Origin of the sequence: Pectobacterium sp. A5351 (assembly GCF_028335745.1) — a bacterium.
In the GTDB taxonomy this organism is placed as follows: Bacteria; Pseudomonadota; Gammaproteobacteria; order Enterobacterales; family Enterobacteriaceae; genus Pectobacterium.
The window spans coordinates 53,901-78,912 of sequence record NZ_CP116477.1; the positions used below are offsets into that span (position 1 = coordinate 53,901).

The window sequence follows — 25,012 nt, forward strand, 5'->3', positions numbered from 1 at the left end:
GGCTAAGATGACACACGTCACTGAACCTGTTGTAAATAGCGCACCGAAGCCGATGACCCCGCTACAGGAATTCTGGCACTATTTTAAACGTAACAAAGGGGCGGTCGTTGGCATGGTGTATGTCGTGCTGATGCTGATTATCGCCATTGGCGCCAACGTGTTGGCACCACATGCCCCTGCCGAGCAGTTCCGCGATGCGCTGCTTCGTCCGCCGGTCTGGCAAGAGGGCGGGAGCTGGCAGTTCATTCTGGGCACCGATGATGTCGGGCGTGATGTCCTGTCCCGCCTGATGTATGGCGCACGCCTGTCGCTGCTGGTCGGCTGTCTGGTCGTCGCCCTGTCGCTGGTGCTGGGGGTGATCTTCGGTCTGCTGGCCGGGTATTTCGGCGGTGTGGTCGATGCGCTCATCATGCGTATCGTCGATATCATGCTGGCGCTGCCAAGCCTGCTGCTGGCGCTGGTGCTGGTGGCCGTCTTCGGGCCTTCGATTGTGAATGCCTCGCTGGCGCTGACCTTCGTGGCATTGCCGCACTACGTCCGTTTAACCCGCGCGGCGGTGCTGGTGGAAGTCAATCGCGATTACGTCACGGCCTCACGCGTGGCGGGAGCCAGTTCGGCGCGTCAGATGTTCGTTAACATTCTTCCGAACTGCCTGGCACCGCTGATTGTGCAGGCTTCTCTCGGCTTTTCTAATGCCATTCTCGATATGGCTGCTTTGGGTTTCCTCGGTATGGGCGCACAGCCGCCAACGCCAGAGTGGGGCACCATGCTGTCGGACGTTTTGCAGTTTGCGCAAAGCGCCTGGTGGGTGGTGACGTTCCCCGGTCTGGCAATCTTACTGACGGTATTGGCGTTTAACCTGATGGGGGACGGTTTGCGTGACGCTCTCGACCCCAAACTCAAGCAGTAGTAGAGGTAGAGAGATGGCGTTGCTCAATGTAGATAAACTGTCGGTTCACTTTGGTGATGAGGATCTGCCGTTTCGTGCGGTCGATCGTATCAGCTACCAGGTTGAACAAGGTCAGGTCGTCGGTATCGTCGGGGAATCCGGCTCCGGTAAGTCCGTCAGCTCGCTGGCGATTATGGGGCTGATTGATTACCCCGGCAAAGTGATGGCCGACAAGCTGGAGTTTAACCAGCGTGATTTAACAAAAATTTCTGAGAAAGAACGGCGTAATCTGGTGGGTTCTGAAGTCGCGATGATTTTCCAGGACCCGATGACCAGCCTGAACCCGTGCTACACCGTGGGCTACCAGATCATGGAAGCCATCAAGGTGCATCAGGGCGGTAACCGTAAAACCCGTCGTCAGCGTGCAATTGATCTACTGACGCTGGTCGGGATTCCCGATCCGGCTTCGCGCCTCGATGTCTATCCGCACCAGCTTTCCGGCGGGATGAGTCAGCGCGTGATGATTGCGATGGCGATTGCCTGTCGGCCGAAGCTGCTGATTGCCGATGAACCCACCACCGCACTCGACGTGACCATTCAGGCGCAGATCATTGAATTGCTGCTTGAATTGCAGCAGCGCGAGAACATGGCGCTGATCCTGATCACGCACGATTTGGCGCTGGTGGCCGAAGCGGCACATCACATCATCGTGATGTATGCCGGGCAGGTCGTGGAATCAGGTAAAGCGGCGGACATTTTCAGTGCGCCCCGCCATCCGTATACCCAGGCGCTGCTGCGTGCGCTGCCAGAGTTTGCGGCGGACAAATCCCGGTTGGCATCGTTGCCGGGCGTGGTGCCGGGCAAATACGATCGCCCGAACGGCTGTCTGTTAAACCCACGCTGCCCTTATGCACAGGCGCGTTGTCGTCAGGAAGAACCTGAACTGCGCGATATTCCTGGTCGTCAGGTGAAATGTCATACACCGCTGGATGATGCGGGGAGACCGACCCTATGAGTGAATTGAATGCCACATCGCAGCCGTATTTGCTGCATGCGATTGATTTGAAAAAACACTACCCGGTGAAGAAAGGCTTTTTTGCGCCAGAACGGATGGTGAAGGCGCTGGACGGTGTTTCCTTTACGCTGGAGCGCGGTAAAACGCTGGCGGTGGTGGGAGAGTCTGGCTGTGGGAAATCCACACTGGGTCGTCTGCTGACGATGATCGAAACTCCGTCTGATGGTGAGCTTTACTATCAGGGGCAGGATCTGCTGAAGCCCGATCCGCAAGCGCAGAAACTGCGTCGTCAGAAGATCCAGATCGTGTTCCAGAATCCTTATGGATCGCTGAACCCGCGTAAGAAAGTTGGGCAGATCCTCGAAGAACCGCTTCTGATCAACACGGAACTGTCAAAAGCCGAACGCCGTGAAAAAGCGCTGGCGATGATGGCGAAAGTCGGGCTGAAAACGGAACATTATGACCGCTATCCGCATATGTTCTCCGGTGGCCAGCGTCAGCGTATCGCTATCGCCCGTGGGTTAATGCTGGACCCAGACGTGGTGATTGCCGATGAACCGGTGTCGGCGCTGGACGTATCGGTGCGCGCGCAGGTATTGAACCTGATGATGGATTTACAGCAGGACTTGGGGCTGTCTTATGTCTTCATCTCTCATGACCTGTCCGTCGTCGAACATATAGCTGATGAAGTGATGGTGATGTATCTGGGCCGCTGTGTTGAGAAGGGCAGTAAGGATGCCATTTTCAACAACCCGCGCCACCCGTATACGCAGGCGTTACTTTCCGCGACGCCGCGCCTGAATCCAGATTTACGCCGTGAGCGCATCAAGCTGACGGGCGAGCTGCCCAGCCCGCTGAATCCACCGCCAGGCTGCGCGTTCAACGCCCGCTGCCAGCGCTGCTTCAGCACCTGCACACAGTTCCAGCCACAGCTGAAAACCTACGGTGAACAGCAGGTCGCCTGCTTCGCTGTCGATCAGGACGAACAGGGTACCGCTGTCGCCTAGTTTGCCTTCAATGCACCTACGCTGTTCAAGCGTAGGTGAATGGGGCTAGGGTTGAACGCTGCTGCACCGCTAGTTAGCACCATATTGCCGCGACAATAGCGGTGAATTAGGCTTCCTGCATCGCTTTTTCCACTTCTTCCGCCAGAATCGCAATGCCCTGTTCGATTTTCTCCGGCTCCGGCACATAGTTCATGCGCATGCACTGGTTGGCGTGCGGCCATTCCTGATCCAGACCGGGGAAGAAATAGTGGCCTGGAACCATGAGGACACCGCGTTTTTTCAGGCGCTGGTACAGGGTTTCCGTCGTGATAGGCAGATCCTTAAACCACAGCCACAGGAAGATCGCGCCTTCCGGCTTATGAATCAGGCACTGCTCGGGCGACAGGTAGCGGCGAATAATGGCGATAGTCTCTGTTACGCGCTGCTGGTAGAACGGGCGTATGATGTCGTTAGATAAGCGCAGCAGATCGCCACGCTGAATCATCTCGTGTGCCAGAGCGGGTCCAACTGCTCCCGGAGACAGGCTAATGATGCCGTTCATGTTGCCGATCGCGGAAATGACCTTTTCATCCGCAACCACGATACCGCAGCGTGAACCGGGCAGGCCCAGTTTGGACAGGCTCATGCATAGGATGATATTCGGGTTCCACAGCGGCGTCGCATCACTGAAGATGATGCCGGGGAAAGGCACGCCATAGGCGTTATCAATCAGCAAGGGAACCTTGTGCTGCTGCGCCAGACTATCCAGACGCATCAGCTCGTCATCGGTCAACACGTTGCCGGTCGGATTGGTTGGGCGAGATACGCAGACCAGCCCGATATCATCGGTAATCGACAGGTGATCGAAATCGACGTGATATTTAAATTGCCCTTCAGGCAAGAGCTCGATCTGGGGACGAACGGAGACGAACATGTTGTCGTCCAGCCCGGAATCCGAATAGCCGATATATTCCGGTGCCAGCGGAAACAGTACCTTTTTCAGACTGCCATCGTTGTGTCGACCAGCAAACAGGTTAAATAAGTAGAAAAATGCACTCTGGCTACCATTTGTCAGCGCAATATTCTGTGGTCCAATCTGCCAGCCTAATTCATTACTCAGGAGTTCGGCCAGTGCAGTAAGCAGCGTATCCTTACCTTGCGGGCCGTCGTAGTTGCATAGCGCTTCCGTTAACTTCCCTTGTTCTAGCATATCCTGACACAGCTGTTTGAAGTAGCTATCCATCTCCGGAATATGCGCCGGATTGCCGCCACCCAGCATGATGGCGCCTGGCGTACGCAGCCCTTCGTTCAGGTCGTCCATTAATTGGGTGATGCCAGCGTGACGTGTGAATTTCTTGCCGAAAAGAGAAAAGTTCATAGTTTATTTATCAGTGGTCGTACACAGGTTACCGGCAACCATAGCGCTTGCGCCAATAGGGTGCAATGTGGTCAAAAAACAGACTTGTAATTTTTTATCTCGATATATTATTAAAAATCAGCATGAGTATCTTATCTCAGTGCTGTCAGAAACCAGGGATGCGTTATACATGAGGCTGATATCGTGACAATTATCGCCGTTTATGATGTGTCATCCCACCCCATGGTTACGTTTAGTTATCATCACGTGACGCCATAATTATCTTTTTTTATCCGTTTTTTCATTTTACGCGTACCGTGACGGAGGGATTGGCTACGTATTTGAAGGGGATGAGGATGTCGTTGAAAGATGTGCTGCCCGCGCTGTGTGTTGTGGTGTTATGGGGCGTATTTATCGTGCAGCGTCGCAAAGCTACGCGGCTATTTTCGCAATTTCTCATGCCTTTCCTACGCTTTTTACTGGTGCTGACGGATCCGTTAAGCCGTGGCCATTTTCTGGCGCGGACTTTGCAAGTTGGCTTCGCAAGAGGGTAGAGCTAAAAGCAATCAGTGAAATCAACGGGATAAAGGGGTCTCCATGAGAATAAGAAACACGACATTGGGAAGGGTGGCATCGGGAAAATGGCTGCTGTCACTGAGTGTGACGGCGCTGCTGGTGAGCGGAGCTGTGCAGGCGGCGTCTGCCCCTGCGGTGGAAGCGAAAAACGGCATGGTGGTCAGCTCGCAGTATCTGGCTTCGCAGATTGGCGTCGATATCATGAAGATGGGCGGCAATGCGATTGATGCCGCCGTGGCCGTGGGCTACGCGCAGGCGGTGGTGAATCCCTGCTGTGGCAATATTGGCGGCGGTGGGTTTATGACGCTGCATCTGGCCGATGGGAAAGACACCTTTATCAACTTCCGTGAAACAGCACCTGCGGCGGCCAGCGCCAACATGTATTTGAATGCGGACGGGAGCGTGAAAAAGGATGCGAGCCTGTATGGCTATCTGGCCGCTGGCGTACCGGGAACGGTACTGGGGCTGGATACCGCGCTACAAAAATACGGCAAATTGACGCGTGAACAGGTAATGGCACCGGCGATTAAGCTGGCACGTGAAGGCTTTGAGCTGACGCGGGCAGACACCGATATTCTGGACACCACCGTAAAACGCTTCAAAGCCGATCCGGAAGCGGCGCGCATTTTCCTGCGTCCCGACGGCAGCCCGTTGCAGCCCGGTGATAAGCTGGTGCAAACCGATCTGGCGAATACGCTGGCGGCGATTGCCGCGGAAGGGCCGGATGCCTTCTATAAAGGTGAAATTCCGCAGGCGGTGGAGAAAGCGGCAAAGCAGGGCGGCGGCATTCTGACGGCGGCTGATTTTGCCGATTATCGCATTACCGAAACGGCGCCGGTAACCTGTAATTATCGCGGTTATCAATTTGTCTCTTCGCCGCCGCCCAGTTCCGGTGGCGTCACGATGTGTGAAATCCTCAATATTGTCGAAGGCTACGACATTAAATCGGCAGGCTTTAACTCGGCGGCCACCGTTCATGTGCTGACGGAAGCGATGCGTCACGCTTACATGGATCGCAACACCTACCTCGGCGACCCGGCGTTTGTCAGTAACCCCGTTGAGCGGTTGTTAAGTAAGGATTATGCCGCTGAAATTCGCAAACAAATCGAACCGGAGAACGCGACGCCATCCAAAAACGTGCAGCCGGGGATCGGCCCGCACGAGCGACCGGAAACCACGCACTATTCCATCGTGGATAATCAAGGCAACGCGGTGTCCACGACTTATACCGTCAACGGGCGTTTTGGCTCGGTGGTGATCGCGCCGGGTACGGGCTTCTTCCTCAATAACGAAATGGATGACTTCACGGTGAAAGTGGGCGAGAAAAACCTGTACGGTTTGGTGCAAGGGGAGCGTAATTCGATCGCCCCCGGTAAGCGTCCACTTTCGTCCATGAGTCCGTCATTGGTGACGAAAGACGGGAAAGTCTTCATGGTGCTTGGCTCACCCGGCGGTTCGCGCATTATCACCATCACGCTGCAAACGGCGCTGAATATCATCGATCACGGCATGGCGCCGCAGGAAGCGGTAGACGCACCGCGTATCCATCATCAGTGGCTGCCGGACGAGGTGTATTACGAACAGCGCGGGCTATCTGCCGATACGCTGAACCTGCTGAAGCAGCGCGGCTACAAGATGGTGGAACAAACGCCTTGGGGTGCAGCGGAGCTGATTTTGGTCGGCCTACCGGGTGCGGCGGGCGTCACGCCTGCGGATTCGGGCAATGACTCGGCGGTATCCGGCAAAGTGCGGGAAGGCTACCTGTACGGCGCCAATGACATCCGCCGCCCGGCCGGGGCAGCGATAGGGTATTGATTTGAATGCACGTCAGGAGAAGCGGTTTACTTCCCCCTACCTATGGATTATTTTTAACTATTCACAACATCCATGAATTAAAATTCATGGATGTTGTCTGAATTACTCTTAATCTCTTATTTTGGACCTTCCCACAGAAGCTTCGATTTCATTTCTTGTGGAACCATCTCAAAAAGAGATGATATAAGTTCTTTCTGACCGCTATAAGCTATTGAAATATCATCACTACAGTTTTCGATATAATACCTTGCCTGATTGTTTAGAAAGTAAATGTCGTGATCTTCAAAATCTGGCGTCAAGATAGTATAAACTAAGTTATGGACAAGTTCAGCTTCATAGTAGCATGATAAATCAGATGATTTTTTATGTTGTTGCATGTTCCTGATATAAGGAATGGAAAGTAACAGCATCTTTATATATATTTCGTTCTTTTTTAATTTGTTCATTAATAGATGACCTTTCTATTTTTTATTTCCTGGTTTTAAACCAATGCCTTATGTTTAAATATAATTTTTGACATCTATTCTTCGGGAAAGAAATAGATATCAAAAGAACATTCCAGATCTAAATCAGCTAATGCCTTCATTTGCTCTGGCCATAACACAGGGCCGCCGTGACCGACCGCCGACCACCATACACAGCTAAGTGTCATTTTAACATCAGGTATATTTTGCAGTTTTTTTAAACCCTCCCGAGGAACATCAAGTTTGGTGATAATCCAATAAACATGATCCCTTAGATCTTTTGAAGAAATAAAGTCTTCGGATGAAAGAAACCATCCCGATATTTTTACTTCACAGGTTCGACCTAGGCTGTGTCCCTTAACCTCACTACATACCAAAAGTACTGTAAGAACACTTCCCAAAATGTGATTGTTGGTTGAATATTAATCAATCTGGGGGGGGGTTATTAACTGCACCAATAAAGATGATTTAATAAAATTTTTATTATTTGAATAAACCTGAGCCTGCCGCAGGCTCAGGTTTATTACATTTAGATTATTATCATGTTATCTCAACCAAAATGGCAGATCATCAGGCCCCAGAGCATCATACTGTTCGAGGGGACGATTTTTATCTTCGATAAACCAAGGTAAGTCAGAAATAACGGTTTTTACTGCTTCGTATTCATACCCTTGATATGAATTGAAAAGCTGGTAATTTATTTCAGCAGATTCCACACACTCTAAGAATGCTTCGAAATAACGCTTGAATATATCTGATAGCATAGCTTGATTCGGATTTATCCAGCTTTTTTCTCGACAGACTATCATTTTATGATCCCAATCAATTGATGTACTGGGGAAGATAGAAAACAAGTCTCTTACTCTATTCATTTTTTCTTTAGCAAGTGATAGTTCTTCAAGGCGTAGATACCTCTTGTAGAGTCTATCAACTAAAATATCCCAATCTTCATCTGGGTAGTTCAATTTTGTTACATTGTTAATACACTGAAAAAATAGTGAAAAATCATTGACTGTGCCTAGCTCAACAACTAAATCTCCGCCACTGAATCCTATCGTTTTCATTCTGTTTTAAACCTGATTGATGAAGGGCTAATACTGCCATTGGATTTCTCGACGATACTTTGTCTGATAACTGCTCTTTGCTGAGCTGTCACAGTCTGCCCGCGTATATCAATAATAACTTCCTGCTTCATTCCTGCGGGTAAATTCATCTGACGTTCAATGGCTTGCTTTGATACATTGTTAATTAACCCGCTTTGGTTAGTCGTAAGGTTATAATTTTTTACCTCTATACTGCAAATTGTACCTAAACACCAGTCTGGGCGTACGCTGCCTGCTGTGCCGTGCGGGACCTCTTTACCGCCTTTAAAGCTGACCTGTTCACGCCAACCTTCTCCTAGATTTTTACCTACGTCAGTCTCCGACTTTCTCCAGGAAGGACGTTCTATGAGTGCAATTTCACTTTTAACCGTTTCAAACGCCGCTTCGGCCTCTTTAACTTTCCCTGAGTCTAGATATTTTCTAGCCTGCTTTATTGCCGCCTTACCCGCTACTCCGAGGCCTGGGACAATCGCTGCTGCGGTTAAAAGATAATCAAGAGAGGTTTGCGCTTCTAATGCACTTTTGATCCCCCCGCGACAGGTGTAAAGTCCATGATCATCATGATCGCAGCCATGCGGGCGTCAACACGTTCCTGTGCCGCTTTATCTCCTCCCTTCGCCGCTTCTATGTCGTTGGCATTTTCCTGAAACATTTGGTCAATCTCATGTTCCAGAAAATTGTATCGGTAGGTTATTTCAGCAGCATTGGCTGCACTATTCACTCCGCCAGGTGAATTGGTAGCAATTGCGCCAGCCAGAGAACCGATAACTCGGGATATTAACGCACTGGTTTCGTCCTGCTGGGCAATTTTGAGAAGTGTAACGACTTGTTTATCAAGCTCGCTTTTGTATTTTGGTTCAAACAAACTACTCCCCATTACTGCACCAGCCAGCTCTGCTGCCAGCGCACCCGCCGCGGCACCTTTAACGTTACCACCGCTTATTTCAGCTGCTATGCCCGCGACGACAGCATGGCTGAGTGATTTGCCCGGGACATCAAGAACAGCGCCGTTATCCCCAATAAATTTAGCACCTTCCGCATTGATCTGGCTGCCGATATTACTGAGGAGCGCCGTGGTGAAATTATCTTTAAAGCTACCGCCGTTAATCGTAGTACCGATGCTGGAGCTGATTACTGACTGTCCAGCAATGCGCTGTGCGACTCTATACCAATCTCCGTTATTCAATACGGGCAGTTTCTGTGTGCCGCTGACCGCTGTGCCTGTTTTTAAAATCTGATCAAAACCAGCCAGCGCACCACCTATTGCCATTGAAGTAACTAGTGATTTTACAGAAGCACTGTTACCCAGTGTTTGCATGGTTTTGGTAAGGTTACCTTTGTTGTCGACCAGTGCGACTGCTGCCTGTGAGGTCAGAGCCGTCATACCTGAGTAAACTGCTCCGGACATCACAGTGGCTGTCATTCCGGTCGCACCAGCGGCATTGACCGTCGCTGTTGCAGCCATCCCTGCCAGACCTGCACCAGCGGTTACTGCTGCAACGGCAATGGCAATTACGGCACCCACCACTGGATTCAAACTTTGGGTGGTATGGTTCCAATTTGTGTAGGCATCCTGTACTGCGTTCCATTGCACATCTTTACGGGTATTTAACCCTTTCAGCCACGTCGCCCCTGGAGTATTGCTGAGAATCAGTAACGCGTTTTGCAGTGACTGAGCATTGTGTGTTTTTACGGCAGCGGAAACTCCTGCTGCGGCATCAACGGTAAACTGACCACCAGCGTGGATAGATGGCAATAGCCAGGTGTCCTTGGTGTATCCCCTATCGGAATTTTTAATGAAGAAGCCTTTCGATGTGGTGATAGTCTGCTCAAACGTGGTGTTTTTTACCGCCTTAAAGATGACTTTACCTTGAGTACTGGTGAGTTTAGCGTTCTTACCTGCCTCTATTTTGCTCGCTTCATAGATGCTGTCATCACGGCTAAGCAGATTGATGTCGCTTCCGGCAGTAAACTCGGTCACCTTATTACTGACATTATGATAGGTCTGTTTACCTTTTTTCTTTTTCCCATACCAGGTGCGACTGCTGGATTCTATTTCATAGTGATTGGTTTCTTCCATGGCTTGCGCATACAGGAATCCACCTTTAGCAGCCACGTCCATTGCACCTTTTGCAAGTAAACTAGTGGCCTGAAATAAGATGCTGCTGTTGGATAAAAGCGTCAGTACACCACCGCTGTTTAAGATGACATTTTGTTGTGTTGTCGATTCATTAAATTCTTTATCACCTTCTCGCACTGAGTGATTCTGTAGTGCGTTGAATTCCATTTTACCATTGCTGCTTAAGGTCATATCCCCTGTTGACGTTAATGAACTGCCAGATGCAATCAGATCGCCGTTTGTGGCAATAGTAAGATTTCTTCGCGCATCAATCTGAGTGATAGCATGGCGAACGTCTCTATTTTCTTCGTCAGGTGTAGCGATAGCAGAATAGGCCGTGGAAAGTAGAGAGATGCTATTTCCTGCAAGAAGGCTAATATTATTAGTTGCTGATAAATTGGCTGATTTGATAGTGAGCATATCACCTGAGTTGATTAACAAACTTCCTCTGCTGTTAATCGAGCTCGATAACTCGGGAGTACGTGTTAATGGAATAAGTTCAGTATTATACATACTTCCTGTTTTTTTATTATCAACGGTTATTTTTCCATTAGCGATTAGATCAATATTCTTACCCGCAGTAAATGAAATGCCAGATAGTATGAGGTTTCCTTCTGCTTTCGCAAGAATGCTACTGCTAGAAAAGATATTGTTTAGTTTGAAAAAAGTATCATTAAATATTTTTTGATCGTTAGCCTGGTTGTTCTGTTTTTTGTGGGTGATTAAGTCATAATCTGAGTTCTGTATAATGATGTCTTTTTTGGCAACAAAAGCTGTATTCTGGTTGTTCCCAAAATTAACACCGGATAAGGAGATATTATTTCCTGCGGTTAAAGCAAGACTCTCTCCTGCGAAGAGTAGCGCATAGGCGCGCTCACCTGAATCACTAAATAAAGGTGAGGAATCAGTACCGTATATTATATTACCTTCACGGCTGGTGAGATTTATATTCCTTGCTCTTAATGATGAGGTTGTCGACGATATAGATGTGACTGAGTTGATATTTATATCATTGTTTTTTGATAAAATATGAGCATTTTTAATATTTGTCAAACTTTGTGACATCAAGTTTGTATCGCTATCAGATTCTATTGTACCATTAATATTCATCTTTCCTGCTTGTAATAATACATTTCTCCCTTTAATGTTTATTTTTTCCAATGATGTAAATATTGATGACGCTTGAGATGTTGGCTCTTTATCTCTGAATATGTCAATAACCTGTTTAAAATCTGCAACAACATTCCCAGTCGCCTGTACTTTTGCTGATAACAGTTGTTCACTCTTAAAGGCACTCTCTTTATCTTTGACTTTATAGTAAGCAAGAATTAGTGGCATGCCATCATCAAGGAAGGTTGTACTGGCGGATTGTGACGTATTTGAGCGTCTGACAGCCTGCTCCTGTGCGGTTTCCGAACGAAAGTTCGTTGTATGTTCCGTTTGCTTGAACAAGGGGGAAATATTTAAAAATGTTTGCCCAGTCAGAAATATATTACCAAAAGATTTTAAACTACTGGCGTTATTTTCTAGTTGAGTCGCATTAATATAGAGATTTCTTTCTCCCTGAATTTCAGCTTCAGGTGTTAAGGTGGTAAATTCCCCCTCAATTTCTTTTTTAGCAATAGAGGGAATATACGTTGTCGCATCAGAAAGTGCACGAAGCGGTAATTCCTTCTCAATATTAAGGTTGGCGTAAGTTAAATCTTTCTTTTCTTTTACAACGATCTTATCTCTGACGTTTTTAAGTGAACCTGTCCGAATCACCAAATCCCCGGTATTGGTTTTAATTGTTCCCGAGCGGTTTTCGACCTTAACGCTTTTGTTTCCCGTCGCGTCTTTCTGAATCCACAGATTGTTGTTGGCCTGAATGGTGGCCTGCGTGTTGGTCAGGTTATCGTTGAACAGGCGCATATCTTCGCCTGCTATAATATTCCCTTGGTTATTCAATACGGTACTGGCAAGCGTGATATCTCGGTCGCTTTTCACTGTATTACCAGCAGCAATATCGACCTGCTGTGCATTCAGATTAAGATCGGTTTTCGCGTGCACATTACCGAGCTGGATTTTACCTTTGCTGTCCAGCGTGATGCCCTGTTGAGAGCTGGTCAGGTTAGCGACGTTAGCGCCGACGCCATCTTCGGTTGCCACGAGCCGGATGCGTTCTGCATACATACCGCCGAGCGCTTTGGTATCCACCGCCAACAGCGGTTTGGCACCTTCTCCGGCGATGGGGGCGATCGTGCCGGTTTTGAAATCGACCCGATTGCTGCCCTGAGTTAGCGTCAGGCTTTTCGCATTGATCTTGCCATTCAGTTCGGTTGCCCGGCTGAGGATATCGACATAATCCGTTGCTGAACCGTCCAGGCCTTTTCCACCAATGGTGATGCTGCCTTTTTTCACTTCCAACGCTTCCAGGGTGCCTTGCTGATCCAGCACCGGTTTACCCGTCGTCAGCGTGGCTGAAGGTGTGTTGATGAACCCACAGCCATCACAGGTGATGCCATTCGGGTTGGCAATCAAGACGTTGGCTTTATTCCCGAAGACTTCGACCTTCCCTTGCAGGTCTGAGCGGGTGGAGCCCGTCACCTCGTTGATAATGAGATCGGCCGCTTTGCCATTGAGGTTGGCGTTAGCGTTTACCTGTCCGGCCAACTGCGATTGACCTGCGGCAATGCTGTTGTTGAGTACGGCACCGGGCGTCCCGACGCTAAAATCTTTATAGGTATTGTGAGAAACACCTGCCGCATTTGGTGTTGCGATATTGATGACCGGTACGGCACCCGCGTTGTTGACCTGCGTGCGTGGGCCGTCTGGTGTGAGTGCCGCGAACGCGGGGTGTAACGGCTGAATCGCGGTCAGATAGATCAGCAGATAGCTAAGTCCGCGTGTGGCGCGGTTATTGAATTTTTCCATGTGACTTTCCTTGTTTTCCTTTTGCTGTGAATAAAACGCTTAATCAAAAAGTGCCGTAGCGGGGAGGGTGACTTGCCAGTAAACGACGGCGTTATCGGGATGGAGATCGTCCGGGAAATGCAGCGGCACGCCGAGCGACACTGACTGGCTTATCCAACGTGAAGATGCGGACAAACCGACAGAAGTACCGGTCATATTGCCGCCATCGACTTTGCCGGTTTTCCCCGCGATCCATCCGCTATCCACTGCCGTTGTGAGTGCGATATCGCCCAGAAACGGCAGTGTGGTGAATTGCCAGTTCAGTTCGTTACGCCAGTAGAAGCCTCGGTTGCCGATCAGCGTTTGTTCCTTAAATCCCCGCACGGAATACTCGCCGCCGAGCGAGACACGTTCGCTGGTATACAGGTTGTCCGGCGTGGTCTGGCCATAAAGGGAGGTCAGGAAATACAGCGAAGGGGTAAGTGGGTAGAAATAGCTGCTGCTGGCGCTAAATTTGCGGAACTCGCTGCGCTGCAGGTCACGGTTTTCCTTTGTGTCATCCGTTGCGCCCCAACTCCTTAAGCCATGGCTGAGCATCGGGTTGAGCGTAAAATATCCGCCCGCCAGCGTGGTGCTATAGCTGAGTCCGATACTGGCGCTGCTGACTGTCGGGCTGCTGATCTCAAGGCGTTCACCCGCCATCCGGTTCTCGGTACGTCGGCGAGAGAGCGCGCTATCCAGCGCCAGCTTCTGCTTCCCATCTCGATAGAGCGTTCTGTTAAGGCTGAGCTGATGAGTATTACTTTGCCCTTCATAGCGATACGCGCTGCTGCCGATCGGGATCGGTTGGAAAAAGTCATTCCAGGCGTATTGGTAGCCGAGCGTCCAGTAGCCATAAGGCAAAGACATCCCGCCCGATAAGGCTTTGCTGCCGTAGCTATGGCTGAACGCGCTATCGCGACTGGCGGTCAGCCACCAGCGATCGGCGAGCCGCAATGGATTATCGAGGGTGAGGTGGGTGGAAAGCTGCTCGCGGCCCGTGTTTTTTTGTCCGCTGTTGTCAGCGCTGAGAGATAGGGTAGCAGGATGGGCTTTCGTGATGCGCTTGAGATAAACAATTGAACTCCCCGCTTGTTTTCCCGGTTGAATATCAATTGCAACCTGCCGTGAAGGCAGGCGATTAAGCTGTTCCATCCCTTGTTCGATATCACGCAGATTAAGAATACGTCCTTCCAGCCCGGGGAATGCCATCTTGATTGCGAGTGGTGTTTCCCCTTCCATGCGAATGGCTTCTATCTTTCCCTCGCTGACGCTGATGATGAGCGTGCCGCCGGCGAGGTCTTGCTCTTGTAAATAGGCCTGACTGGTGACAAAGCCACGAGTCAGGTAGGCGTTGGTGGTTTCCTTTACGATGTTATGGATGGTGGCTAAATCAAGGCAGCGATTTTGGTAGCGTTGCTGAATAGTGGCTCGATCTTTCATCGAGAGGGCGTCTGCATCGTGAAAGGCAATACGTTGGATGGGGAAGCAGACGGCATCCTTTGCCGTTGAGGCGGTGACTGTCGGTATTGTTAAGGTGGTGCTGTTTTCCAACGATAACCGCTGCTGTTTGGCCTGCTCCAGTAATGCTTTTTGCTGGAGTTCCAGCGCATCTCGATCCGTTGGGCTGATGGCGGTGGCGGCAAAGGCTGAGCTGCTGAGGCTCAAAAAAATAAGGCTTATAAAAGAAAGGGTTTTACACAAAATGAACGCGATCCTTACGTTGATTTACATTTTGCGCTTATATACACAAATGCCTTATTCCGTGACTAGGTAAAATCGATACCCGATAGAAATTCGACAGAATGCGTTGAGAAATTTAATTTATGAGAATAAAAATGATAGTCATTATCATTTTTGTATAAATAGGCAGGTAACTATATCGCGGGATAACGTAATGTTGATATTTATCATAGGGTTTCCGCTGTGATGGAAACCCTATGAGGAGGAAGAGATCGAAATCAGACGTGGGTTAGCGCGCCCAGACAATCATCCAGCGCGCCGACCAGCCAGTCAATGTCCTGAGTTTGGAACGCCAGTGGTGGACGCAGTTTAAGTACGTTGCCATAAGGGCCAGCGACCGATGTCAGTACACCACGGTCACGTAGTGCTTCTGTCAGATTCAGCGCCAGCGTTTTATCCGGTGTTTTGTTCTCTCTGTCGCTCACCAGTTCAAACCCAATAAATAACCCCGCACCGCGTACGTTGCCTACACAAGCGTATTTGTCTTGCAGGGTGGTCAGTTCTGCCAGTAACTGCGCGCCCACGACGCGGCTATGTTCCTGAAGTTGCTCATCGTGGATCACTTTCAGCACCGCTTGCGCAGCGGCCATCGCCACCGGATTCCCACCGAACGTATTGAAGTAGGGGATCTGGTCGCTGAAAGCAGCGAGTACGTCACTTTTTGCCAGCAGCCCGGAAACCGGGATGCCGTTGCCCATCGGTTTTCCGGTGGTGATGATATCCGGCACTACGTCATGCCGTGCGAAACCCCAGAAAGCATCGCCGGTGCGTGCGAAGCCGGGCTGAACTTCATCCGCGATGAAAATCCCGCCATTACGGTGCACCACATCAACCACAGGACGCAAAAAGCCGCGCGGATTGGGGTGTACACCATCGGAAGAGAAGATGGAATCTGCAAGGAACGCGGCAAATTTGATGCCGTGTGCTGCCATATCATCGATCTGTTTCTGGATTTCATTGGCAAACCATACGCCCAGATCGGGCGTAGTGACGCGATAGGCGTCAGGTGGTGGCACCAGTCGGGTGGTCGCCGCCAGCGGTTGGCCGCTGCCTAATGCGGGTGAAGCACCGGAGGTCAGATCGCTGGTGCCATGGTAGGCCTCACGCGTCACGATAATCCCTGTGCCGCCACTCCAGGCACGCGCCACACGGATCGCGAGATCGTTGGCTTCTGAACCCGTGCACATATACATGGCACGATTGATGGCCGCGGGTGCAGTGGCGAGGAGCTGCTCTGAATAGTCCAGAATACGTTCATGCAAATAGCGGGTATGGGTGTTCAACTGCGTCATTTGTTGATGAACGGCATCGATGACTGTCGGGTGGCAGTGCCCGATGCTGGCGACGTTGTTATAGACGTCGAGGTATTTCTTGCCGTCGGCATCCCACAGGTATTGCCCTTCGCCACGCACCAGATGAACGGGTTTGCGATAAAACAGACGATAAGACTCGCCTAGTACCCGGCTGCGCTTGTCGGTCAGCGTACGGATATCCGCGCTCAGCGCGTCAGCATGCTCGGCGCGGAAACTGTTGGTATCCATGATGGTTGAACGTGTAGCCATAATCTCTCCAATGTGCGTCTCAATGTTAGTTGGCATCGGCGACAAGCGGTTCAAGCAGATGTTCCCGTCGTGCTTTGGTGGTTAGGAAATAGAGGTAACCGAGCAACATAAAGGTACAGAACAGCCCACCGATCACTGGGTTGAACCAGAGCATCGCAATCAGGCAGATGATGGCGCAGACGAGTGCGAATGCGGGGACGATGGGGTAACCGGGTGCGCGATAGCTGCGTGCCATATTGGGTGCGCTGCGGCGCAGGCGAAACAGACTTAACATGCTCATGATGTACATGACGATGGCACCAAAAACCGCCATGGTAATCATCGCTGCGGTCAGGTTCATGCCTTGGAGATTAATGCCATCGCAGAAGATGGCGGCAATCCCGATCGCACCACCAGCCAAGATGGCGCGGTGTGGGGTGTGGAAGCGGGACAGTTTGGCAAGCCCCGGCGGAAGATAGCCTGCGCGCGCCAGGGCGAAAAACTGACGGGAGTAGCCCAGAATAATGCCGTGGAAGCTGGCGATAAGACCGAACAGGCCAATCCACACCAGCATGTGCATCCAGTTGGAGTTTTCCCCGACGATGAGTTTCATTGCCTGTGGCAAGGGATCGTTGAGGTCGGAGAGCTGGCGCCAGTCACCTACGCCGCCCGCCATCAGCATCACGCCAATGGCTAAAACCACGAGCGTCAGGATGCCGCTGACGTAGGCTCGCGGAATCGTGCGTTTCGGATCTTTTGCCTCCTCGGCGGCCATGGCCGCGCCTTCTATAGCGAGGAAAAACCAGATGGCGAACGGTATCGCCGCAAACATGCCGGAAATGGCTGCGGGTGAAAATTCATGTTGTCCCGCCCAACCGTGTGCCACGAAATTACTCAGGCTGAAGCCCGGTGCGACTACGCCCATAAATACCAGCAATTCCATGACCGCCAGCAGCGTGACCACCAGCTCAAACATCGCCGCCAGCTTCACGCCGAGAATGTTCAGGCTCATGAAGATAAGGTATGCGCCAACGGCCGCGAATTTGGGATTCAGCTCGGGATATTGCACGTTCAGGTAGGCGCCAATCGCCATCGAAATGGCAGGCGGTGCGAAAACAAATTCAATCAGCGTGGCCATACCGGCAATCAGGCCGCCCAGATCGCCGAACGCGAGTCGGCTATAGGCAAAGGGGCCGCCAGCATGGGGGATCGCCGTGGTGAGTTCGGTAAAGCTAAAAATAAAGCAGGTGTACATGGCGGCGATGAACAGTGTTGTGACCAAAAATCCTAACGTGCCCGCGACGCCCCAGCCGTAGCTCCAGCCAAAATATTCACCAGAAATTACCAGTCCTACCGCGATACCCCACAAATGCAGGGTGCCCAGCGTGGGCTTTAATTTGCTCGTCATTACATTATCCCCGTCAGTCTGCTCATGGTTATTCGGGGCCAGTACGGCAACCCCTGTTGGCTTGTGTAGCGATAATGCCCACGCTTGTTGGTGGAAAACTTGACGCTGGCGTATCGAATGCTGCGCGCTGAAGTCAACTTTTACGGTTGGTGTTGTTCTTATGCCTTCTGGGGTCAAACAGGGGTTGTGGGGCGTCAAGTTTCTCTGCACGACACACGCCATGCTGAATGCTCATTGATTCGCGTCGGAGTGGGAACTATGAGTGCTAAGCAATATGACACCTTAAGTAATGCAGAAATGACCGCGCTGGCGCACCGGGCGCTTGCTTGCTATCCGGCGGCGCTGCAAGGGGAACTGCGGCTGCTATGTCGTTCGGAAAATGCGACGTTTCTTGTTGCGTCGGCAGGTAAGCGTTATGCACTGCGGTTACATCGCAGCCATTACCATCAGAAAGCGGAAATTGAAAGCGAGTTACAGTGGCTGGACGCATTGCGTGATACGGGGATTGTGGTGCCGGAAGCCGTACGTGATGCGGTGGGGGAGCGTGTACAGTCGCTGGATCTTCCTGATGGCTCCTGCCGCTACGCCGTGTTGTTTCACTGGATTGACGGTGATATGCCGACCACCAGCGTCGATCCACGTGCGTTCCGGCAACTGGGCGAAATCACCGGCCGGTTGCACCAGCACAGCCGTCAGTGGCAAAAGCCCGACGGTTTCCGGCGTATTGTCTGGGATCATCATACGATGGTCAGTGCGCAGAGCCACTGGGGGAACTGGCGTGACGCGCCGAATTTGTCGATGGCGGAGCACGGCATTGTGGAAGACGCGATTGAGCGAATGGGGGCAGAGATGGCGGCATTTGGCAAAGCGCCGCAGCGCTATGGCCTGATCCATGCCGACCTGCGCCTGACCAATCTACTCTTGCATCGTGGTGAAACGCGCGTGATCGATTTTGATGATTGTGGCATGGGGTGGTATCTGCACGATCTGGCCGCGGCGATTAGCTTTGTGGAGCACCATCCGCGTGCGGCAGAGTGGGTTGAAAACTGGCTGTGTGGCTACGAACGTGTCGCTCACGTCAGCGATGAGGAGCTGGCGCTGCTGCCAACGCTGCTGATACAACGGCGTGTCCAGCTTACCGCATGGGTGGGTTCGCATGCAGAAACGGAGATGGCGCAAAGTCTCGGCGCTGACTGGGCAAAACACAGTGTGCGCCTGTGTCGTCGCTATCTGGAAACCAGCGATTTGCCGATTGGTGTGGCCTGAATGCACCACGAGCGGGCAGCCTGCGCTATGGTAATGCCCGCTCATTGAATGCACAGTTTATAACCCATTGATTTCATGTGAGTGCGGACTGGTACGAAACTTGCTGATCGTTTCATGACCCGTTGGCGGGCAGAGTGATACGGCGAGGTGAAAGAAAATGGAAAATGTGACGTACTCTTCGGCACTGAACGCGGCATTCTCCTGCCACCGAGGTGTTTTGGCGGCGGCAGCGACCGGGCTTGGCGACTTTATTCATGATAACGGCGGCGATGCCGATCGTATCTTTGGCATTAGCGGTGTCGATCCAGAACAGCTTGCCAGCCCGACACTCAGTCTGGGACTGGTGAACTATTGCCGGGTGATGGAGGAAGCGGCGCGTAATTCGGGTGTTGATAATTTCGGTTTACACTACGGCAAGCAGTTTAAACCGCAGTCATTAGGCCTGATCGGCTATATCGGCTTATGTTCAGACACATTGGAGCAGGCGCTGCATAACGTAGTGAAGGCATTTCCCTGCCATCAACACGATACGCTGACGCGCATGGTGGATAAAGGAGACTGCTGGCGGCTGGACTATCAGGTCCGGCACGGTGCCATTTTACATCGTCGTCAGGATGCCGAACTGACGCTCGGCATGTTTCTGAACCTGATCCGCCATGTTCTGGGTCGGCATTGGGCACCACGCGAGGTGCATTTTGAGCATCCTCGTCCTGAAATGTGGCATGAGCACTGCAAAGTGTTCGATGCGCCGGTTTACTTCGATCAACCCTACAATTCCCTGCTGATCCCCAAACATCAGCTGATTCGTACCATGCCGGATCGCGATATGACGCTGCTGCTGGTGATGCAGGATGCCATTCGCCGCTTGAATGAAGCGTCACCACAGCAAAGTATCGTCGATCAGGTGCGCACGCAGGTACATCTGTTATTGATGCAGAAAGAGCCGACGCTGGAAGACGTGGCGGAAAAGGTCGGGTTATCCAGTTGGTCCCTTCAGCGTCGTTTGCGGGAAGAAGGGCTCAGTTTTTCATTGCTGGTTGATAAGCTGCGCTGTGAAATGGCGACGCACTATCTGCAACAAAAGCAGCTGCCAATTTCGGAAATGGCGCTGTTGCTCGGTTATTCCGAGGTGAGTGCCTTTTCCCGGGCATTCCGTCGCTGGTTTGGCATCAGCCCCCGTCAGTGGCGCAAAGGCGAGGCTCTCAACCTCGCCTGATGCGGATTACTTAAAGTCCGCGTACGGCGTAAGCGGTTGTGGCGGGCTGTCGAGATCGCCTTGCCAGCCGGAAGCGGAGTAGCGCAAATAGATGAGGCCGTGGCTTGGGGTGTAGTCCTTCGCCTGTTGAATGTCGATACCGACACCTAGCGTCCAGTGTGAGCTGAGGCGGCGTTCGACGACGGCACGCGCCGTATAGCCGAAGCCGGAACTGCTGCTGCCTTGCTCAATGTTGTCTCTGTCGGTGAGTGCGGCGTTACCCAGAAGGCCAACCAGTGGGTAGCGACGCTGGTTTTTCGTTGACGAATGGGACCACGACAGCGATCCGCCGAGCTCCCATGACCAGTTTTCCGTCCTCTGTCGATAGTTCACCGGCACACCCAGCGAAAAATATTGCTGTGGGCTGTAGTAACCGCCCTGACCGAGTGAGTAACCGCTGAGATCCTTCTGGTAGCGCCACCACATGCTGTTCAGGCCGACCGTGACGCGTCGGTTATCCTCGTTAATCAGCTTGTAGTAATACCCCGCCATAGCACGAGCGCGGTCATTATCGGCCACGTTTTTACCGGTGATTTGGTGGACGCTGAAATCACTCCAGACACCGTGCGCTTCGCCCCGGTCGTAGCTCAACCCAAGGCTGACGCCTGTCGCGCGCACGCCACCCCAGGTAATGCCGGTGCCAGGGTCTTTAGTGCCGCCGAATGCCAGCAACGAGCTGGAGATGGGGCGGCGCGAGGCCGTCGCAGTCCAGCCGATTTGCCGCCAGTCACCGCTGTAGCTTGCGCCCCCGACAATATCGACCACGTCGAAGCCGAGCGGCGTGGTGCCGATATCCGCTGACCAGCGATCGTTCTTCCAGCCTGCGGCGACGCTGGTGCCGGTCGTTTTCTGCGATTTACCGCTGAAGCAGTCCTGTGCGGCACAGGTTCCGAAGGTTTCCCGGTAGGCACCGTTGCTGCCCGTTGAGAAGGAACCGGCGTTCATCTGCATGGTATCGGTGCGGAAGAAGGCGCGGCCGTCGTACAGCGGCATGTCTATCTGCAACATGGTGTCGTGGGCGCTTAGATCGGAAATCCCGCCGGTGCCGCTCGAACGCCAGTAATCGTGGTCAAGGGTGACGGTAAGATCCTGCTGACGATACCGATCCGCCGCCTCGGCGCGGATGCCGCGTTGCAGCCAGTCGTCTCCTGCATGATTGCGCGTCAGCCGGGTATAGTCATCGTCGGTTTGCGACAGCGTAGGCGTGATGCCGCTGGCGACCATCGCCTGCTTATAGTCCTGCTGCGCCTGTTCCGGCTGAGACTGCTGCTGCTCAACGCGTGCCGCATCGCGATAGACTAGAGCCTTGGTCTGACCGACGGGCGCTTTTTGCGCATCGATTTTTAGCTGGCGGAAAAGCGCCGTCGATTTTTGCGGATTGCCTACCGCTTGCCAAGCGTTGGCGACGCGCCGCTGTGCGTTGAGGGTGTCCGCTGCCTGTGCGGGGAGCTGGTTCAGACGCTGGCGCGCCTCATCTTGCCGACCCTGCGCGATAAACGCATCGATCTCACCCAACTGTGCCTCGGGGTTCTGTGGTTCTCGTGTGCGGATGCGTTGATAATCCGCCAGCGCCGTTGCATATTCACCCCGTGCCAGCGCCCAGTCTGCCAGCAGGAGATCGATACGGGTGTCAGATGGTTGCTGGCGCAGGAAAGCAATGGCGGCGGGTTCGTTGCCTGCATCGCGCATCGCTTCCGCTTTTGCAAGCCGGGTCTGCATCGTCAGGCGCCGGGATAAATCACGCATGTCGTCGTTCCACTGTGCCGTGGGCAGCGTATTCAGGTGAGTGAGCGCTTGTTCGTCGCGATTGGTGGATGACAGGTAAAGTGAGTAAACGTAGTTTTTCTCCGCGCTGGCCGATGGCACGGCAGTTGCGCGTTGTACCACGCGGTCCGCCTGCTGCGTTTGTCCCAACTGGCGCAGCGTCTGGGCATAGTGATAGGCCAGCCACACATCGTTTGGATCCTGCTGGTTCGCCTGACGATATTTTTCCTCCGCCTGCGTCCACTGCTGCTGCTCTGCAAGTCGGTCCGCCTGCTGTTTCAGGATATCGAGTTGCAGTGCGGCAAGTGTCTCCCGCATTGCGTTCTGCTGGCTACGTGGCAGGCCGTTGAGGTAAGCGAGCGCTTTCTCCGGCGACTGCCGTTGATAAATACCGACCAGACCGCGTAAGGCGTTGTCGTTGCCGGGTTCAAGGCGTAAAGCCTGCTGATAGAGCGGCAAGGCGACGGCATCGTTTGGGCTGGCAACGGCGACATCACCCAGACCAATCAGCGCATAGGGATTGGTGTTATCCATCTGACGCGCCTGCTGATATTTCTGCTGTGCCAGCGGTAAATTATTGGTTTTTAGCGCATTATCGCCTTCCGCAATCGTGGTCCAATACTGCGTGCTTTGAATCAGCCCTTCCCATTTGCCGCTGTTCAGGCGATTAACATCCGCCTGCAATGCCTTCTGAAACTGTGCCAGCGCTTTTGCTCGATCGCCCGCGCGCAGGTAAACCAGACCTATTGCGCCGATCAATTCAGGGTCATTTGGCGTAGCGGTCAGCGCTTTGTTCAGCTTATTGAGTGTGGCGCTGTTACCGCCGCCATCTTCAATCTGCGCCAGCGCGTGCAGCCGTCCTTGATAAACGGGGTCGGCTAATATTTTCTGCTGGCGGCTAAGTATGTTACGCGCTGTCTCTGCTTGCTCGCCTTCATCAAACACGCTTAGAAATCGGTTTAGTTCAGCCACACTTTGTGGCGTGACCAGCATCCGGCTAATAATTTCCAGCCATAGCGATGCGGCCTGACTGCGCCCGACAGAGTCATTAGAAAGCTGCCTCAGCAAGGGATAGGCTTGCTCATTGCGATTCTGGCTAAACAATAGCCGTGCTAGCGCCATGCGAAGCGGCACATTGTTCGGATAGGCCTGATCTAACGTTTCCAGTTGTTTAATCGCCCGAGGCTGCTGGTCGGGCAAACGGGAAACCACTCGCCAATACTCCACGGCGAGTTCGAGCGTTGGCGGCTCGCCGTGAAAAAGCGCGTCGTACTGCGCTTTGGCTTCTGCGTAGCGCCCGGCGGTAGACAGCAACTGCGCCTGCTGCAACTGTTGACGTGCGGTTTCCTGTGTCAGCGCCAGCGTCATCTCTGCCTGTCGATAAACGGCAGCATTGGGAGCCACGGCCTTCAGCTTGTCCAACTGCTGGCGTGCCTGTGCTTGATCGCCTTGACGCAGAGCCAGCCGCAGTTTGGCCGCGATAACGTCGGGACTATCTGGGTTGATCAGCTCCAGCCGGTAAAGTGACTGGCGCACGAGATCGTCTTTGTTGCTGGCTTCCCCCAGACGCACCTGTTCCATCAGAAATTGCTCTGGCGACGCGGTTTCCGCGCTGTAGGCCTGCGGCGCAGCAACCAGCAATAACGGGAGGAGGCGCAGCCAGTTTACGGTGTTGTTGTGCATTGGCTGCCCCGAGACGGTAAAAGTTGACCTTGTGAAGTGAAGCGATAGCGTTTCTGATCCCATCCCTGACCAAAGAGCGTCAGAGAGGCGGAGAAATACGCATCGTCCCCCGGTGGATTGTCGGCGAGCCGTTGTCGCTGGGCCGCCAGCGCGTCCGGTTGACGGGAGAGCATCGGCAGCAGTGAGGCGGAAAACCCGACCGATCCCTGTCCGATGACGGCACCTGTCGCGGTATCCGTTTTTTCGGGCGGTAGACCTTGCTGGATGGTCTGCTGAATCATCGGCTGAAACTGTTTGACCAGATCGGTTTTTCCTCTGCTGCTGTCGGCCATCATCCCTACCCACAGATAGACGCGGATGGCGTCGTAGCTGCCGACGTTGGGTTTAGTGGTATCGGGCTGCCACCCCTTATCTTTTTGCCAGATGACCCAATCCGGCGAGAATCCTTTCGGCGCAGTTTCCAACAGCAGACGTTGTGTGGTGCGCTGCATGGCTTTCCACGTTTCACCCAGCGGCGCAAATCGAGCCAGCAGTTGTGGCGGAAGGTAGCTGGGGTTTACGCGCCAGCGCTCTTCTTCTGCGAATCCCACTTTGCCGGGCAGCAACATCACGCCTAGCCCAGGAATATGCACGACTTCTTCCTTGGCGATGCGGGCGAGCAGCGCAGTACCGACTGTCTGATAGCGTGTTTCTTGCCACAGGCGACTAGCTTCAAGCAGGCTATAGGCAATCCACAGGTCGGCATCGGAAGCCGAGTTCGGATCCAGCACCGTCCACTGTTTATCCTTACTCTCTCCCCACAGCCAGGCGGGCAGATGCGCGCTTAAATCACCTGCGGACAGGTTGTTTTCCGTCCATTGCAACAGCCGATCAAACATCACGCGATCGTTGGCGACCAGCGCAAAGAACATGGCGTAGCTTTGCCCTTCGGACGTGGTGATTTTGTTGGGTGTGGAGGTATCAATCACCCGTCCTTCCGCGCTGATGTAATGCTGCTTGTACTGCTCCCAGTCTGGCCAGTTGCAGACGGCGGCAGTGACCAGGGAAGTCCATAGCCATAGTAGCGTGGGGATCAGGTAGCGCAGCACGCGTGGCAT

The 25,012-nt window shown here is 52.6% G+C and carries 17 protein-coding genes; 7 read left to right on the top strand and 10 right to left on the bottom strand.

The features are described from left to right. The first annotated feature begins 7 nt into the window (after nt 1-7). Genes dppC through dppF form a run of 3 tightly spaced genes read left to right on the top strand, consistent with a single transcriptional unit; the run spans nt 8 to nt 2,911 of the window. A complete protein-coding gene (gene dppC / locus O1Q74_RS00285) occupies nt 8-910 on the top strand; it encodes a dipeptide ABC transporter permease DppC (protein ID WP_039363567.1) in 903 nt (300 codons plus the stop codon). Between the two features lie 13 nt (nt 911-923). Beyond that, nucleotides 924-1,904, top strand: coding sequence for a dipeptide ABC transporter ATP-binding protein (gene dppD / locus O1Q74_RS00290; protein ID WP_271875415.1), 981 nt, complete (start codon nt 924-926; stop codon nt 1,902-1,904). After that, nucleotides 1,901-2,911: a dipeptide ABC transporter ATP-binding subunit DppF gene (dppF, locus tag O1Q74_RS00295; protein ID WP_271875417.1), complete on the top strand. Its 1,011-nt coding sequence runs from the start codon at nt 1,901-1,903 to the stop codon at nt 2,909-2,911. The genes dppD and dppF overlap by 4 nt, the downstream gene beginning before the upstream one ends. A 106-nt stretch (nt 2,912-3,017) precedes the next feature. Here the strand turns inward: dppF and O1Q74_RS00300 are convergent, their stop codons facing one another. Continuing rightward, nucleotides 3,018-4,268, bottom strand: a complete 1,251-nt coding sequence (locus O1Q74_RS00300) for a valine--pyruvate transaminase (protein ID WP_271875419.1) — start codon at nt 4,266-4,268, stop codon at nt 3,018-3,020. Between the two features lie 335 nt (nt 4,269-4,603). On the opposite strand from O1Q74_RS00300, the gene O1Q74_RS00305 reads away from it, so the two are divergent. Both O1Q74_RS00305 and ggt read left to right on the top strand, forming a co-directional pair. Continuing rightward, nucleotides 4,604-4,801, top strand: a complete 198-nt coding sequence (locus O1Q74_RS00305) for a hypothetical protein (RefSeq protein ID WP_271875420.1) — start codon at nt 4,604-4,606, stop codon at nt 4,799-4,801. 43 nt (nt 4,802-4,844) lie between these two features. Continuing rightward, nucleotides 4,845-6,638, top strand: a complete 1,794-nt coding sequence (ggt, locus tag O1Q74_RS00310; protein ID WP_271875422.1) for a gamma-glutamyltransferase — start codon at nt 4,845-4,847, stop codon at nt 6,636-6,638. A 116-nt stretch (nt 6,639-6,754) separates the two neighbouring features. On the opposite strand, the gene O1Q74_RS00315 is transcribed toward ggt, so the two are convergent. From O1Q74_RS00315 to eat, 7 genes are all read right to left on the bottom strand, one after another. Then, entirely contained in the window at nt 6,755-7,084 is a 330-nt protein-coding gene (locus O1Q74_RS00315) for a zinc ABC transporter substrate-binding protein (protein WP_271875424.1), read from the bottom strand. Between the two features lie 74 nt (nt 7,085-7,158). Continuing rightward, on the bottom strand, nt 7,159-7,503 hold the full coding sequence (locus O1Q74_RS00320; protein WP_334311371.1) for a DUF4279 domain-containing protein: 345 nt from the start codon (nt 7,501-7,503) through the stop codon (nt 7,159-7,161). A 144-nt stretch (nt 7,504-7,647) separates the two neighbouring features. After that, nucleotides 7,648-8,166: a hypothetical protein gene (locus O1Q74_RS00325; RefSeq protein WP_271875426.1), complete on the bottom strand. Its 519-nt coding sequence runs from the start codon at nt 8,164-8,166 to the stop codon at nt 7,648-7,650. 550 nt (nt 8,167-8,716) lie between these two features. Beyond that, the gene (locus tag O1Q74_RS00330; RefSeq protein ID WP_271875428.1) at nt 8,717-13,237 is read right to left on the bottom strand and encodes a DUF637 domain-containing protein; all 4,521 of its coding nucleotides are present in this window, start codon (nt 13,235-13,237) and stop codon (nt 8,717-8,719) included. Between the two features lie 39 nt (nt 13,238-13,276). Continuing rightward, a complete protein-coding gene (locus O1Q74_RS00335; protein WP_271875430.1) occupies nt 13,277-14,959 on the bottom strand; it encodes a ShlB/FhaC/HecB family hemolysin secretion/activation protein in 1,683 nt (560 codons plus the stop codon). Between the two features lie 257 nt (nt 14,960-15,216). After that, nucleotides 15,217-16,560 (bottom strand): aspartate aminotransferase family protein, encoded by a 1,344-nt coding sequence (locus tag O1Q74_RS00340; protein WP_271875432.1) that lies wholly within the window; start codon nt 16,558-16,560, stop codon nt 15,217-15,219. Nucleotides 16,561-16,585: 25 nt separating this feature from the next. Beyond that, nucleotides 16,586-17,947, bottom strand: coding sequence for an ethanolamine permease (gene eat, locus O1Q74_RS00345; protein WP_012772811.1), 1,362 nt, complete (start codon nt 17,945-17,947; stop codon nt 16,586-16,588). Between the two features lie 258 nt (nt 17,948-18,205). Here eat and O1Q74_RS00350 point away from each other — a divergent pair, with 258 nt between their 5' ends. Both O1Q74_RS00350 and qhpR read left to right on the top strand, forming a co-directional pair. Continuing rightward, nucleotides 18,206-19,213: a phosphotransferase enzyme family protein gene (locus O1Q74_RS00350; protein ID WP_271875435.1), complete on the top strand. Its 1,008-nt coding sequence runs from the start codon at nt 18,206-18,208 to the stop codon at nt 19,211-19,213. Nucleotides 19,214-19,370: 157 nt separating this feature from the next. Continuing rightward, nucleotides 19,371-20,429, top strand: coding sequence for an AraC-like transcriptional regulator QhpR (gene qhpR / locus O1Q74_RS00355; RefSeq protein WP_271875437.1), 1,059 nt, complete (start codon nt 19,371-19,373; stop codon nt 20,427-20,429). 6 nt (nt 20,430-20,435) lie between these two features. On the opposite strand, the gene bcsC is transcribed toward qhpR, so the two are convergent. Together bcsC and bcsZ are read right to left on the bottom strand one after the other, a co-directional pair. Beyond that, the gene (bcsC, locus tag O1Q74_RS00360) at nt 20,436-23,915 is read right to left on the bottom strand and encodes a cellulose synthase complex outer membrane protein BcsC (RefSeq protein WP_271875439.1); all 3,480 of its coding nucleotides are present in this window, start codon (nt 23,913-23,915) and stop codon (nt 20,436-20,438) included. Beyond that, entirely contained in the window at nt 23,897-25,012 is a 1,116-nt protein-coding gene (bcsZ, locus tag O1Q74_RS00365) for a cellulose synthase complex periplasmic endoglucanase BcsZ (protein ID WP_271875441.1), read from the bottom strand. Before bcsZ ends, bcsC begins: the two co-directional genes overlap by 19 nt.